We start from the raw sequence: 14961 nt of genomic DNA on the forward strand, positions 1-14961 counted from the left end.
CCGGCCTTCAGTAAAAGACTGCGATCAGGTACACGCCCAGCAACAGGCGGTAGACCACGAACGGCGTCATGCCGCGGCTCTGCAGCAAACGCATCAGGAAGGCGATGGCGAGGTACCCGCTGACGGCTGCCGCCGCGGCCGCAAGGAGTGCCTTGTCGAGTTCGGACGGCGCGCCGGCCTGCACCAGCTTGAGGATTTCGTAGCCGCCGGCCAGCGCGGTGATCGGGATCGACAGCAGGAACGAGAACCGCGCCGCCCCGGCGCGCGTGAGCCCGGCCAGCAGGCCGGCCGTCATGGTCACCCCGGAACGCGAGGTGCCGGGCACCAGCGCCAGCACCTGCGCGCAGGCGATCAACGCGGCATCGCGCCAGCGGAAGGTGTACTCGTCGCGCCCCTGCTTGCCGATGCGGTCGGCCAGCAGCAGCAGCAGGCCGTAGCCGATGGTGGTGGCGGCAATGACTTTCGGGCTGCGCAGCGGGCCTTCGATGAGGTCGTGCAGCAGCAGGCCGGCGATCGCCGCCGGCAGTGTGCCGAGCAGCACCGCCCAGGCCAGACGGCCGTTCGGGGTCAGGCCCTGGCCACGCAGGCTGGCGCCAAAATCCCGTGTCAGCGGCCACAGGTTCTTGCGGAAATACCACAGCACGGCGGTCAGTGTGCCGACGTGCATGGCGCCGTCGAAGGCCAGGCCCTGGTCCGGCCAGCCCAGCAGCTGCGGCACCAGGATCAGGTGCGCCGAGCTGGAAATCGGCAGGAATTCGGTGATGCCCTGCACCACGGCCAGCACGATCACTTGCAGCAGGCTCGGTTCGGCGGGCGGCATGAAGCGTCCTTGGAAAGTTCAGGGGCGGGACAGGCGCACGGACGGTGCCGCGGCGTGATGCCGCGGCCGGCGCCAGGATGGGTCTTACTCGACGGTGATGCTGATCGGCGCCGACATCACCGGCGGGTCGTGCGGGATGTGCGCGAAGTCGCCCAGCAGCAGTTGCAGCGTATGTTTGCCAGGCGGCAGCGTGATGACGGTCTCGGTCTGACCGGCGCCGAAGTGCCTGTGGTGATCGTCGTTGGGCACCGGCTGGTCGAGCGGCGGCAGCGGGGCATCGATCAGCAGGTGATGGTGGCCGGTGGCGTCCTTCTGCATGCCGGCCGGGGCCACGCCCATGCCCTTCAGGCCGAAGCGCACGGTTACCGGACTGTTCACCGTTTCGCCATCCTTGGGCGAGATGAAATAGACCTCGGCGCCCGGCGGCGCGGGCGTGGCGGCCAGTGTCAGCAGCGGACTGAGCAGCAGCGGCAGTGCCAGGTTTCGCAGCGCGGTTTTCATGGGCGATCTCCATGGAGTGATGGGGCAGCCGGATGGCCGAGGTCAGTCTTGCGCTCGAACCGATACAGCGCAACCTCGCCCAGCAGGTTGGGCAGCAGGCGCGCGCCCAGTGACCGGCGGTGCTGATGATTGACCACCGTGCGCTGCAGGATGCGGATGCCCAGCGTGGCGCACAGGGACTCGAAGTCGCGGATGGTGCACAGGTGGATGTTGTCGGTCTCGTACCAGGTCTCCGGCAGCGCCGACGAGACCGGCATGTGGCCGCCGAAGGCCAGTTGCAGGCGGCAGTTCAGGTGCCCGAAGTTCGGAAAGGCGACGATGCCCTCGCGCCCGACGCGCAGCATCTCGGCCAGCAGCCGGGCCGGAAAGTACACCGCCTGCAGGGTCAGGCTCATGATCACGTAGTCAAAGGAGGCGGTGTCGAAATCGGCCAGGCCGGCGTCGAGGTCGCCCTGGATCACGTTCACGCCGCGCTCGATGCAGCGCACCACGCGGTCGATTTCAAGCTCGATGCCGTAGCCGGTCACCGCCCGTTCGGCGCGCAAATGTGCCAGCAGGCCGCCGTCGCCGCAGCCCAGATCGAGCACCCGGCTGCCGGGCCGGATCCACTGCGCGATCAGGGCGTGGTCGCCGCGCAGGTGCCTGGTTTCATGCCGCTGGTCGGTGGCGCGGCGCTGCAGGTGCGGCTGGCCGACGGTGTCGTGGCGCCGGTCCGTGGGGGCTGTCATGCGGCCACCTCAAGTTCGGCATGGATGCGGTTCAGGAACGCCCGCAGTACGGCGAAGTAGTGGTCGTTGGGCAGCAGGAAGGCATCGTGGCCGTCCGGCGAGTCGATGGCGGCGTAGCTGACGGCGCTGCCGCCGGTGTGCAGGGCCTTGACGATCTCGCGTGAGCGTTCCGGCGCGAAGCGCCAGTCGCTGGAGAAGGCCACCACCAGAAAGCGCGCCTGCGCCCGCGCCAGGGCGCGGGCCAGATCCCCGTCGTACTCGGCTGCCGGGTCGAAGTAATCCAGCGCCTTGGTCATCAAAAGATAGGTGTTGGCGTCGAAGCGGTCCACGAAGGTCTCGCCCTGATGGCGCAGGTAGGACTCGATCTGGAACTCGACGTCGAAGCCGAAGTTCAGCTTGCCCTCGCGCAGCTCGCGACCGAATTTCTGCCGCATCAGGCCGTCCGACAGGTACGTGATGTGCCCGAGCATGCGCGCCAGCATCAAGCCGCGACGCGGCACCACGCCCTGTTCGGCATAGCGGCCCTCGTGGAAATCCGGGTCGGACATGATGGCCTTGCGCGCCACCTCGTTGAAGGCGATGTTCTGCGCCGACAGGCGCGGCGCGGCGGCAATCAACAGCGCACTGCGTACCCGGCCCGGGAACTCGATGGTCCACTGCAGGGCCTGCATGCCGCCCAGGCTGCCGCCGGCCACGGCGGCGAAGCGTTCGATGCCCAGGTGATCGGCCAGCAGGGCCTGGCTGCGCACCCAGTCGCGCACGGTGACGATGGGGAAGTCCGGCCCCCACAGGCGGCCAGTGGCCGGGTTGATGCTGTTCGGGCCGGTCGAGCCGGCGCAACCACCCAGGTTGTTGCAGGCCACCACGAAGAACTTGTCGGTGTCGATCGGCTTGCCGGGGCCGATGCAGTTGTCCCACCAGCCGGGGCGCTTGTCCTGCGCGCCGTGCCAGCCGGCGGCATGATGATCGCCCGACAGCGCATGACAGACCAGGATGGCGTTGCTGCGGGCGGCGTTCAGGCTGCCGTAGGTCTCGTACTTCAGATCGAAGCCGGGCAGCTCGCGGCCACAGTCGAGCGCCAGCGGCTGCTCGTGGCGGAAGCTGCGCGGCTCGACCAGCCCCACCGAATCCGGGCTCAGCGGGCCCACGATGTCGGCCAAGTGCTCAGCCGCCGCCACGCAGGCGCGCGGCACTGCGCAGACGCAGTGCGTTCAGGCGGATGAAGCCGGTGGCGTCGGCCTGGTTGTAGGCGCCGGCGTCGTCCTCGAAGGTGGCGATGGCCGGGTCGAACAGCGAGTCCGGGCTCTTGCGTCCGGCCACCAGCACGTTGCCCTTGTAGAGCTTGATCCGCACGGTGCCGTTGACGCGCTGCTGGCTGTCGTCGATCAGGCCCTGCAGCAGCTGCCGCTCCGGGCTCCACCAGTAGCCGTTGTAGACCAGGCTGGCGTAGCGGGGCATCAGGTCGTCCTTCAGGTGCGCCGCCTCGCGGTCGAGCGTCAGCGACTCGATGGCGCGGTGCGCGCGCAGCATGATGGTGCCGGCCGGGGTTTCGTAGCAGCCGCGGGATTTCATGCCCACGTAGCGGTTCTCGACGATGTCCACGCGGCCAACGCCGTGGCGGCCGCCGATTTCGTTCAGGCGGCGCATTACCTGGGCAGGGGTCAGCATCTCGCCATCGACCGCCACGATGTCACCGTGGCGGTATTCGAGCTCCACGTACTGCGGCGCATCCGGCGCCTGCTGCACGTCCACCGTCCAGCGCCACATGGCGTCCTCGGGTTCCTGCCAGGGGTCCTCGAGCACGCCGCCTTCGTACGAGATGTGTAGCAGGTTGGCGTCCATGGAGTAGGGCGCCTGGGTGCCGGCGCGCTTGAACTCGACCGGAATCCGGTGCTGCTGCGCGTAGGCCAGCAGCTTCTCGCGCGAGGTCAGATCCCATTCCCGCCACGGCGCGATCACGCGCACGTCCGGCATCAGCGCGTAGGCGCCCAGCTCGAAGCGCACCTGGTCGTTGCCCTTGCCGGTGGCGCCGTGGGCGATGGCGTCGGCGCCGGTCTCGCGGGCGATCTCGACCAGCCGCTTGGCGATCAGCGGCCGGGCGATCGAGGTGCCCAGCAGGTATTCGCCCTCGTACAGCGCGTTGGCGCGGAACATCGGGAACACGAAGTCGCGCGCGAATTCCTCGGTCAGGTCATCCACGTACATGGCGCTGGCGCCCATCAGCTGCGCCTTGTGGCGAGCCGGCTCAAGTTCCGCGTCGCCCTGGCCGATATCGGCTGTGAAGGTGACCACCTCGCAGTGGTAAGTTTCCTGTAGCCATTTCAGGATGATGGATGTATCGAGCCCGCCCGAGTAGGCGAGCACCACGCGTTTGACGTCGGTCATGAAGGAGTTTGCTCCGCTGGGCGGCATCGAGGGGCGCCTATTCTAGGCCAAGCCGATCCGGCGGCAGCGCGTGCCCCGGTCCGGTACGGGATGCTGCCGTCGCGGCAGACAGACACACAAACGGAGGGCTGCCATGCCCGAGCAGCTGGACAACGGGGGGCAGGAGCGTCGCCGCCTGGCGCGAACAGGCGCGAGCCTGCGCACCATCGCGTCGGTTGTGGTGTTGCTGGTGGCGCTGCCGATCGTGGCCCTGCTGTGGTGGTCGGCCGAGGAACTGCAAGTGGCGGCGCGCCAGGACACGGTTGCGCATGCCCAGGCGATGGCCGACGGCGTGGCCCGGCGGCATGCCCAGCTGGTGGCCGAGGTGCGCTCGATGTTGACGGTAACGGCGCAGCTGCCGCGCCTGGTCGACGAGCCGGCTTACTGCACTGCCCTGATGCAGCGCTTGCTGGCCAGCGACCAGGCGTTCGCCAACCTTGGCGTCATCGCCACTGACGGGCGGGTACTGTGTTCAGCCCTGCCGTTTCGCGATGGCCTGAACCTTAGCGATCGCAGCTATTTCCGGCGGGCACTCGAAACCCGCAGCTTCGCGGCCGGGACATATCAGACCGGACGCATCACCGGCGTGCCGGGCATCAATTTCGGTTTCCCGGTTACCGGCGCCGACGGCGAGGTGGTGGGGGTGGTTTTCGCCGCCATCGGCAGCCAGTGGCTGGCTGAGCTGACCGATCCGGCCGCACTGCCGGGCGGGGCCACGCTGGCCTTGCTGGACCATGAGCTGCACGAGCTGCTGCGCCATCCGGCACAGGCGCCGGATGGCCTGGTCATGCCGGTGCCGCAGGCGGCGCTGGCAGCGCTGATCCAGCGCCAGCCGCTGGGCGGCAGTATCCCCATGCAGGCGGCCGGTGCGGCCGATCCGTCACGTCATTACACCTACCTGCGCCTGGGCGGGGACGTGGTTTACGACGCGCCCTACCTGGTGCTTGGCTGGCCGCAGGATGCGCTCGCGACATCGCTCACGGCCATTGCGCGCAGGCAGCCGCTGGTGGTGTTCGGGGCCCTGTTGCTGCTGGCTGCGCTGTTCTGGCTGCTGGTCAATGCGGTGGTGATGGAGCCGGTCCGCCAGCTGGCCGCTGCCGCGTCGCGTCTGGCCAGAGGCGAGCAGGGCGTGCGCCTGCCGGCCGGTGGCAGGGTCGCCGAACTGTTTGCCATGAGCAGCGCCTTCAACCACATGGCCGACCGCATCGACGGCGCCATGCGGGCGTATGCGGTCCTGAGCAGCGGTAACCGCATCCTGCTGCGAGAGCAGGACGAGCGGTCGTTGTTGGAGGCGATGTGCAGGGTAGGGGTCGAGGTGGGCGGCTATCGTTGCGCCGGGGTGGTCTATGTCACCGAAACCGGTATCGAGACGATGGCCCGGGCGGGCGACGACGGTGGCTTTGCCGCTTACCTGCAGGCGCACTGGGACACCGCACTGGCCCACCAGACACCGACCGCGCGGGCCATCGCCAGCGGTGAGGCGGTGGTCATGAAGGACGCCACGGCGACGCCCGCGACACACGAGTTGTTCCAGGCGGCCGCCGGCCGTGGCCTGCGGTCCGGACTCGTGCTGCCGCTGCGGGTGGACGGCAGCGTCATCGGTGCTCTGACCCTTCATTCCGCCGAGGCGGATGCATTCGACGCGCGCGAAGTGGCGCTGCTGTCCGAAATGGCTGACGATCTATCGTTTGGCATCGCCACCGCCCGCCTGCGCGAGCGCGGGCGGGCGGCGGAGGTAAGGCTGCGTCACCTGGCCTATTTCGACGCGGTGACTGGCCTTCCCAACCAGGCCAGTTTTGTCGAGCACACGACCGGTGTAGCCGCCGGCAGCCCCGGTTCCCTTGCCGTGCTGGTGGTGCAGGTCCAGAACTACTGGGAAATAGCGGCCACGCTCGGACAGGCCAGCGGCGATGAGTTCCTGAACGACGTCGCCCGACGGCTGGAGGCACTGTCGCCGACGCTGCTGGCGCGTGTGGCGCAGTCCGAATTTGCGCTGCTTCTGTCCGAGGCCGACGAGTCGGCCGCGAACCGCGAGGCCAATCGGGCGCTGGCCAGCCTGGCGCCCCCGGCGCAGCTGGTTTCGATTAGTTTGGACATCCAGGCCACCATCGGCATTGCCGTCGGCGGGCGCCGGCCGGGCGATGCCGAGCGCCTGCTGCAGGCGGCGAAACTGGCCGCGCACGAGGCCGGCGATGGCGCTTCCCGGGTGTTGCTCGCCCATCCGGAGCTGGACAAGGAATGGCGCGAGCGGCTGCTTCTGGCAGGCGATTTGCGCGCCGCGATCGACATGCGGACGCTGCAAGTGCACGTGCAGCCGCAGCTCGACCTGCGGTCCGGGCGCATCTGCGGCATGGAGGCCCTGGCCCGCTGGCGTCGTCCGCTGCATGGCGATGTGTCGCCGGCCCGCTTCATCGGCCTGGCCGAGAAAACCGGCCTGATTCGGCCGCTGACCTACGCGATTCTGGACGGCGTGTGCGACCTTGCCGCGCGCCATGCCGCCGCCGGGTTGCTGCTGCCGATCGCGGTCAACGTGTCCACGCGCAATCTGCATGACCCGCAGTTCGTTGGGCGCATCAAGGAGCTGCTCGACCGCTGGCCGCTGCCGCGAAACTGCCTGCACCTGGAGCTGACCGAAACCGCCATCATGGATGATCCGGTGCGCAGTCTGAAGGTATTGCAGGACCTGCACGCCCTGGGCCTGCCGATCTACCTGGACGACTTCGGTACGGGCTACTCGTCGATGGCCTATTTGCGCGAGTTGCCCCTGAGCGGTCTCAAGATCGACCGCGCTTTCACCATCGGCCTGGCGCAGCCGGACACGCGGCGCATCGTGCAGACGATGATCGACCTCGGGCACGCGCTCGGCCTGAAAGTGGTGGCCGAGGGTACGGAGGACGAGACCACGCTGGCGATCCTGGCCGACATGGGCTGCGACATTGCGCAGGGGTATGGCATCGCCCGTCCGATGCCGAACGCCGACATGGCCGCCTGGATTGCTCGCTGGCCCGGGCGCCGGATGCCCGGCGCCTCGAACGGCGATGCATCGCCGGGACGGTGAGGTGCGGAATGATCGTGCGACAGGCGTTTTTCTGCGCCGCTTGCCCGGCCGCTGCCCCGGCGCCGCGAGGTGTCGGCATGCGGCGGGTTTCGCCCGCGGTCAGCCGTCCAGTCCCACCCGCCAGGCGTCCTGCGCGTTCATGCCCAGCGATTGCCACCAGTCCGGCCGCTGCGCCACGATGATTTCGATGCACATGCCCATCAGCGGCGTGCTGTCCAGGTAGTAATAGCTCATGGCGTCGCCGATGGCGCCTTCCAGACGCACCGCAAGTCCGGCGCGGGCCAGGCCATCGCGCACGGCGGCAAAATCGGCCGGGTCGAGGATGGTCGGGAAGTAATGTTGCGGCCCTTCGCCATGGGCCGCCAGGAAACGCTGGTACATGCCGTCTCCGCCCAGCGGTTCCATCAGCTCGCAGGCAAACTCACCGATACGACCAAAGGCCGTTCGCGCGTGATGCAGCGCCGGTTTGCCGTCTATCCACACCCGCAGGTCCTGGTCGGTGTGCAGTTCCATGCGCAGGAACCCGTCGATACCCAGCAGGCGCTGGTAGTTGCCGATGGCCAGCTCCCGGTCGCGCACCACCATGCCGATGTGGAACAGCTTCTGGGTCGGCAGCAGCGCCTCGTAGTGGAAGCTGCGCCGGCCGCTTACCGGTGACGGCGCCGACTGGGCCACCAGCGCCAGGCCGCCAAGCTGGGCGCGGCTGGCGATGGTGACCCGATCGCCGCTGATTTCCACCCCCATTCCAAGCGCCACCGCCTGCCCGGCGAGCTGCTCCCGGGCGTCGTCCCGGTCGGGCATGAACACGGCGTGACTCATGCCCTCGCCGCGACGGTCGAAGAATTCACCCAGCACATCGCCGCCGGCGCTGCCTTCGATCAACTCAAGGCGCAGGCTGCCGAAGCCACCCAGCGCCGCCGGCCGGCCATCGATCCGGCACAGCTCGAACTGGCGGATGCCGAACACCTGGGCATAGGCCTTCATCGCGGCTTCGAGATTGCCAACCACCATGCCGAAGCGGTTGAAGCGGCCAAGGCAGAGTGTCATGCGGTATTGACTCCAGTGATGACTGCGCCGCGCACGGCATGTTCGGCCGCCAGTGCGCAGCCGGTGCTCGGTCAGGGGCGCCGCGCCAGCTCGCGCAGGGGGAGCGGGTCGAATGGCTCGGGCCTGGCCAGCGCGCGCAGCCAATCGAGCAGGCGTTCGACCTGAGCGCTGTGAACCCCACCAGCGGCGGCGAGATTACGGAACTTGGCTTCCAGCTCCGGCACCGAAAGCGGATTTTCCGGATCGCCCTTCGGCCGGTCTTGCGTGGCCTTGAAGGTCCGGCCATCGGCCAGCGTGAGCTCCACGGCCGCCGACCAGCAGCCTGGGTACGCCGCCTCGCGCGCCGGATCGATGGCGACTTCGATGTGCGGCAGCAGCGCGCGCACGGCGCTGTCGGCCAGCGCCGCGTCCGAGAATTCCGCCAGGCCGACCTGGCCGCGCAGCAGGGCCGAGGCGACGCAGAACTGCAGGCTGAACTTGGCGTCCGGCGCGGTGTGCGGGTCCGGTTTGTCGCACAGGGTCAGCGCTGCCCTGTAGGTGCTGACACGCACCGCAGTGATGGTCGCGTTGGGTGGCAACTGCGCGCGCAGCGCCAATGCCGCATCGATGGGCGCATGCGTGTGCCGGCAGGACGCGTGCGGTTTGATCGAGATTTTCTGCACACGCAGCGGCTCGCCGGTTTCGCCCAGGTGCGCCACCACCTGCTGCGGGTCGCCGCGCGGCGCAAGGCCGGCGAAGAAACCGCGCTCGCCCTCCAGGATGTGGCGGGCGCCGGTCAAGCCCAGGCGCGACAAGATGGCCGCCAGCACGCCGTTGGCAGCCGCCCGGCCGGGGTGCAGCGGCTTGGTGAGCGCGCCCTCGTCGTTGAACTGCCACAGGCCGGCGGCCTGCGTGCCGGCGTTGCCCAGCGCCCATACCAGCCGGTCGCGGTCCAGGTCCAGCAGCCAGCCGGCGGCGGCGGCGGCGCCGAACACGCCGGCCGTGGCGGTGTTGTGGAAGTGGTAGTAGTGCTCGGCGCCCAGCGCCGAGCCCACGCGCACCATGAGCTCGTAACCGGCCACTACGGCGGCCAGCAGGTCAAGGCCGCTGGCGCCGACCCGCTCGGCCACCGCCAGCGCGGCCGGCACCACCACCGCGCCGGGGTGCGTGACCGACTCGCGCTCGACGTCGTCCATCTCGACGATGTGCGACAGGGCGCCGTTGACCAGCGCCGCGACTTCCACCGAGCGGCCTTCGGACAGACCCAGCAAGGTCACCTTGCCGGCCGGCTGCAGGCGCGCGTATTCCAGAAAAATGCGTCCGGTATCCGTGCCGATCCCGGCCAGGGCCGAACCGAGCCAGTCCAGCACCAGCAGGCGGGCGGCCTCGATGTCTGCGGCGGCGAAGCCGGTCTGGTGCTGGGCCAGTTGCCAGTCGGCCAGGCGCTCGGTGAGGCTGGCCTCAAGCATCGGTTTTGAGGGCGGTTCCGGAATACTCGACCGCGTGCGTGGCGGCGTCCCAGATGCCGCGGGCGGCCGGGTTTTCGAGCTCCTCCTTGACATGGCCGACCAGACCGGCGGCCCGGGTGATGACCGCAAAGCCGCGCATGACCTCCACCGGGATGCCGATTTCCGACAGCACGGCGGCGATGGCGCCGGTGGCGTTGATGGTGATGTGACGCTCATAGACGCGGTCCACGGCCTCGCCCAGCGCCAGCAGGGCGGCGATGTGCTTGCCCGGGACACCGGCGGCGGTGGCCACGGCCAGGATCTTCGGTGTGCGCGGATCGTCCGGCCGGTGCAGGTTGTGGCCAAAGCCGGGCAGGGCGGTCTTGCTCGCGCGATGCCGCTTGGCGATGCGCTCGGCGGCAGCTGGTACGCCGTCCCCGGCGGCCATCATTTCGGCAATCAGTTCGGCCGCACCCTGCATGGTGCCCAGGAACTGCCCGCCGACCCCCAGCAGACCGGCCGCGACCGCGCCTTGCAGGGACTCGGGCGCGCTCATCAGCGTCAGGCGGGTGGCGATGGCGCTGGGCGTGATGCCGTGCTCCATCAGCGTGACCAGCACCGCGTCGACGATCTTGACCTCGGCCGGCGTCGGCATGCGGCCCATGATCTGGAAGAACATCATCTGCGTGAAGGTGACCTCGCCGATCAGCTCGTCGACCAGGCTCTTGTCGCGCACGTAGATGGCGTCGCTGGTGTAGGCGCAGATGGCGGTGGTGGGCTGGCGTTGGTCGGCCATGACGGCGGTTTCTCCGGTGGTTCTGGGATGTGTTTTGGTCCGACGCGCGAAATGATGACAGTTTCGGGGCGGCCGCAACAGCAATCCGGCCGCGCGCCCACGCCGCTCGCCTTTACAGCCGATCGGCTTTTCACTACCCTTCGAGGTGTCTTTTTGCAGTGCACAATCCGCATCCGGGGGGGGGCACTCCGGGAGGCTTATTCATGCCGAATGAGAACAGCGCCACGATGGATCCGGGCGCGGTGCTGGAGGAGCTGGCGCAGGTTGCCCAGCAGATACAGGACCAGATGCAGGATGCGTGGCAGCAGCCGGTGCTGGATGGCCCGGTGCTGAACAGCATGGCAGGGGGGCTGCTGCAGGCCCTGGCGCTGTTCAACCAGTCCCTGCTCGCCGACCCCGGGCGCCTGTTGCAGGCGCAGGCCGAGCTCTGGGAAGGCTATGCCCAGCTGTGGCAACGCAGCCTGGCTGCCCTGGCCGGCCAGACGCCGCCACCTGCCGGCGTTGCGGCGGATCGCCGGTTTCGTGGCGCCGACTGGCAACTGCCAGCCTTCGACCTGATACGCCAGTGCTATCTGCTGACCGGCCAGTGGCTGCTGGAACAGGTCAGCGGCGTGGGCGACCTCGATCCGGCCACACGCCGCAAGCTGACCTTCTACACGCGCCAGTTCGCCGATGCGCTGTCGCCGTCGAACTTCGTCGCCACCAATCCGGAAGTGTTGCGCGCCACGGTGGAGTCCGGCGGACAGAACCTGCTGCACGGCCTGCGGCACATGCTGGAGGACATGCAGCGCGGCGGCGGGCGGCTGGATCCGCGCATGACCGATCCGGACGCATTCGAGGTGGGCGTCAACATCGCGGCCACGCCCGGCAAGGTGGTGTTCCAGAACGCCCTCATGCAACTGATCCAGTACACCCCGGTTACCGATCAGGTGTACCGGCGCCCGCTGCTGGTGGTGCCGCCGTGGATCAACAAGTTCTATGTGATGGACCTGCAGCCGAAGAATTCGCTGGTCGGCTGGTGGGTGGAGCAGGGCTACACGGTGTTCATGATTTCCTGGGTCAACCCGGGGCCCGAGCTGGCGGGAAAATCCTTCGAGGACTACATGCTCGAGGGCCCGCTGGCAGCGCTGGACGCCATCGAACAAGCCTGCGGTGAGCGCGAGGTGAACGCAGTCGGCTACTGCATCGGCGGCACGCTGTTGCTGAGCACGCTGGCGTACATGGCGGCCACCGAGGACGAGCGGATCAAGTCGGCGACCACCTTCGCCAGCCTGCTCGACTTCACCGAGCCGGGCGACCTGGGGGTGTTCATCGACGAGGACCAGATATCCGCTCTGGAGGGCAAGATGGCCCAGACCGGTTATCTGGACAGTGCCGACATGGCCACGGCCTTCAACCTGCTGCGCGCGAACGACCTGATCTGGTCGTTCTTCGTCAACAACTATCTGCTGGGCAAGGACCCGGCGCCGTTCGACCTGCTGTTCTGGAACGCGGACGCAACGCGCATGCCGGCGGCCATGCACAGCTTTTATCTGCGCAACATGTACCTGCACAACCGCCTGCGCGAGCCGGGCGGCATCACCCTGGCCGGGGTGCCGATCGACCTGTCGAAAATCACCGTGCCGTGCTATTTCGTGGCTACCGCCGAGGACCACATCGCGCCGTGGCGCTCGGTCTACGCCGGAGCGCTGTTGCCGGGTGGCAGGACGCGTTTCGTGCTGTCCGGCTCCGGCCACATCGCCGGCATCATCAACCCGCCCGCCGCGCACAAATACCAGCACTGGACCTGCGACAGCCTGCCGGCGAGCCCGGAGGAATGGCGCACGGCGGCGCAGGAACACGCCGGTTCCTGGTGGCCGGACTGGAAGTTCTGGCTCGGCCGGCGGGCCGGCGGCAAGGTCATGGCCCGCATGCCCGGCACGGGCGGATTGCCGGCCATCGAAGACGCACCCGGTTCGTACGTACGCATGACCAGCCACAAGGAGTGATCGGATGCTCTACCACATGCGGGAAATTGCCCACGCCGGTCTGGCCCCGGCCCGCGCGGCGGCGGACCTGACCAGCCGGATGCTGCGCCATCCGGACAATCCGTGGCGGGACACGGCCGCCGCGCGCTGGCTGTCGGCCAGCTGCGAGCTGTTCGACAACGTCACGCGCCGCTACGACAAGCCTGAATGGGGCCTGCCCAGCACGTTGATCGACGGCGTCCAGGTGCCGGTTACCCTTGAGGCTGTGCAGCGCGAGCCGTTCTGCGACCTGCTGCATTTTCGGCGCGGCGCGCTGCGCGACGACCCCCGCCTGCTGGTGGTGGCGCCGATGTCCGGCCACTACGCGACCCTGCTGCGCGACACCGTGCGCGCCCTGCTGCCGAATCACGACGTCTACATCACCGACTGGCTGGACGCGGCCATGGTGCCGCTGGTGGACGGCGGCTTCGACCTGGACGACTACATCGACTACGTGATCGGCTTTCTGCACACGCTGGGGCCGGACACGCACGTGCTGGCCGTATGCCAGCCGGCGGTGCCGGTGCTGGCGGCGGTGTCATTGATGGCCGCCCGCAAGGATCCGCTGGCGCCGCCCAGCATGACCCTGATCGGCGGGCCCATAGACACCCGCGTCAGCCCGACGGTACCCAACGACCTGGCGATGAATCACCCACTGGAGTGGTTCGAGAGCAATCTGCTGGCCACGGTGCCGGCGACCTTCCCGGGCTTTGGGCGACGGGTCTATCCGGGTTTCATGCAGCTGTCCGGTTTCATCAGCATGAACATCCAGCGTCACGTCGACGCGCACCAGGATTTCTTCAACTACCTGGTGCAGGGTGACGGCGACAGCGCGCAGCAGCACCGGGATTTCTATCGCGAGTACCTGGCCGTGATGGACACGTCCGCGGAGTTCTACCTGCAAACCATCAGTACGGTGTTCCAGGAACATGCCCTGCCGCGGGGCGTGATGCACCACCGCGGTGAACGGGTCGATCCGGCAGCCATCGAACACACGGCGCTGCTGACCATCGAGGGCGGGAAGGACGACATTTCCGGGCCAGGCCAGACCGAAGCGGCGCAAGGCCTGTGCTGCAACCTGCCGGCGGCACGGAAACTGCATTACGTCCAACCGGAAGTCGGCCATTACGGCACCTTCAGCGGCCGCCGCTGGCGCGAGTTGATCGTGCCGGTCATTGGCGAGTTCATACGCGCCAGCGCCGGGGAGCGGACGTCGGCAAAGGCCCCGGTGACCCGCGGCAGGAAAAAGCTCCCATCACCGCCGTAACCATCGGCCGGGCGCGCGGTCTGAAGCAGCGCGGCGTTTCGTAGTTGAATCGGTAGAAGAGGAGAAACCCGATGTCCCAAGCCCGGCAGGTGGCCATTGTCAGCGGCTCGTCCCGCGGCATTGGCCGCGCCATCGCACTCGAACTGGCCCGCCGCGGCATGGCCGTGGTGGTCAACTACCGCAGCGCAGAAGCCGAAGCCAAGGCGGTGGCCGGCGAGGTGCGCGCCCTGGGTGTCGATTGCCTGTGTCTGCAGGCCGATGTCGCCGACCCGGACCAGGCACGCGGCCTGATCGGCGAGGTACAGGCGCAGTGGGGACGCATCGACGTGCTGGTAAACAACGCCGGCATCACGCGCGACAAGACCCTGCGCAAGCTCACCGATGACGACTGGCTGCAGGTCATCAACACCAATCTGGGCAGCGTGTACTACTGCACCTCGGCCGTGATGCCGATCATGATCGAGCAGAGCTACGGGCGCATCATCAACATCAGCTCGTACGTCGGCCAGGCCGGCAATTTCGGCCAGGCCAATTACGGCGCCAGCAAGGGCGGCATCATCGCCTTCACCAAGACCGCGGCGCTGGAACTGGCCCGCTACGGCATCACCGTGAACGCCATCGCGCCCGGCTTCACGGAGACCGAAATGCTGTCCAAGGTGCCGCCGGACGTGCAGGAAAAGATTCGCGCCCGCATTCCGATGGGACGCTTCGGCAAGGCGCAGGAGGTGGCCAAGGTGGTCGCCTTCATCGCCACCGAGGCCGACTACATCACCGGCCAGCAGATCAACGTCAACGGCGGCGTGTACATGTAGCCATGTCCGGCAGGCGGGCACGCACCGTCGTGCTAGCATCCGCCGCCCTGTGGTCCATGCCGATTTCGCGTTGCT

The 14961-nt window shown here is 68.3% G+C and carries 12 protein-coding genes; 4 read left to right on the forward strand and 8 right to left on the reverse strand.

What is annotated here, in order from left to right:
- Positions 1-7: 7 nt before the first annotated feature.
- The 5 genes from H5U26_RS09245 to H5U26_RS09265 all read right to left on the reverse strand — a co-directional run bounded on the left by H5U26_RS09245 (position 8) and on the right by H5U26_RS09265 (position 4434).
- Positions 8-820: an undecaprenyl-diphosphate phosphatase gene (locus H5U26_RS09245; RefSeq protein WP_290618922.1), complete on the reverse strand. Its 813-nt coding sequence runs from the start codon at positions 818-820 to the stop codon at positions 8-10.
- 84 nt (positions 821-904) lie between these two features.
- Complete coding sequence (locus H5U26_RS09250) at positions 905-1321, reverse strand: DUF4399 domain-containing protein (RefSeq protein ID WP_290618924.1); 417 nt, start codon at positions 1319-1321, stop codon at positions 905-907.
- A complete protein-coding gene (gene metW, locus H5U26_RS09255) occupies positions 1318-2049 on the reverse strand; it encodes a methionine biosynthesis protein MetW (protein WP_323760023.1) in 732 nt (243 codons plus the stop codon). Before metW ends, H5U26_RS09250 begins: the two co-directional genes overlap by 4 nt.
- The gene (locus H5U26_RS09260; protein ID WP_366055928.1) at positions 2046-3200 is read right to left on the reverse strand and encodes a homoserine O-acetyltransferase; all 1155 of its coding nucleotides are present in this window, start codon (positions 3198-3200) and stop codon (positions 2046-2048) included. Before H5U26_RS09260 ends, metW begins: the two co-directional genes overlap by 4 nt.
- Positions 3201-3213: 13 nt before the next feature.
- The gene (locus tag H5U26_RS09265) at positions 3214-4434 is read right to left on the reverse strand and encodes an argininosuccinate synthase (protein WP_290618928.1); all 1221 of its coding nucleotides are present in this window, start codon (positions 4432-4434) and stop codon (positions 3214-3216) included.
- Positions 4435-4567: 133 nt separating this feature from the next.
- On the opposite strand from H5U26_RS09265, the gene H5U26_RS09270 reads away from it, so the two are divergent.
- Entirely contained in the window at positions 4568-7531 is a 2964-nt protein-coding gene (locus H5U26_RS09270; protein WP_290618930.1) for an EAL domain-containing protein, read from the forward strand.
- Positions 7532-7630: 99 nt separating this feature from the next.
- Here the strand turns inward: H5U26_RS09270 and H5U26_RS09275 are convergent, their stop codons facing one another.
- From H5U26_RS09275 to H5U26_RS09285, 3 genes are all read right to left on the reverse strand, one after another.
- The gene (locus H5U26_RS09275) at positions 7631-8578 is read right to left on the reverse strand and encodes a VOC family protein (protein WP_290618932.1); all 948 of its coding nucleotides are present in this window, start codon (positions 8576-8578) and stop codon (positions 7631-7633) included.
- A 71-nt stretch (positions 8579-8649) separates the two neighbouring features.
- Positions 8650-10026, reverse strand: a complete 1377-nt coding sequence (locus H5U26_RS09280) for an MmgE/PrpD family protein (protein ID WP_290618935.1) — start codon at positions 10024-10026, stop codon at positions 8650-8652.
- Positions 10019-10801 (reverse strand): citryl-CoA lyase, encoded by a 783-nt coding sequence (locus H5U26_RS09285; RefSeq protein ID WP_290618937.1) that lies wholly within the window; start codon positions 10799-10801, stop codon positions 10019-10021. Before H5U26_RS09285 ends, H5U26_RS09280 begins: the two co-directional genes overlap by 8 nt.
- 203 nt (positions 10802-11004) lie before the next feature.
- Here H5U26_RS09285 and phaC point away from each other — a divergent pair, with 203 nt between their 5' ends.
- From phaC to H5U26_RS09300, 3 genes are all read left to right on the forward strand, one after another.
- Positions 11005-12789, forward strand: a complete 1785-nt coding sequence (gene phaC / locus H5U26_RS09290; RefSeq protein ID WP_290618939.1) for a class I poly(R)-hydroxyalkanoic acid synthase — start codon at positions 11005-11007, stop codon at positions 12787-12789.
- A gap of 4 nt (positions 12790-12793) precedes the next feature.
- Positions 12794-14074 carry a polyhydroxyalkanoate depolymerase gene (gene phaZ / locus H5U26_RS09295; protein WP_290618941.1) on the forward strand — a complete coding sequence of 427 codons (1281 nt, stop codon included), beginning with the start codon at positions 12794-12796 and terminating at the stop codon, positions 14072-14074.
- Positions 14075-14145: 71 nt separating this feature from the next.
- A complete protein-coding gene (locus H5U26_RS09300) occupies positions 14146-14886 on the forward strand; it encodes a 3-oxoacyl-ACP reductase family protein (RefSeq protein WP_290618943.1) in 741 nt (246 codons plus the stop codon).
- The last annotated feature ends 75 nt before the right edge of the window (positions 14887-14961 follow it).

Origin of the sequence: Immundisolibacter sp. (genome assembly GCF_014359565.1) — a bacterium.
GTDB lineage: Bacteria > Pseudomonadota > Gammaproteobacteria > Immundisolibacterales > Immundisolibacteraceae > Immundisolibacter.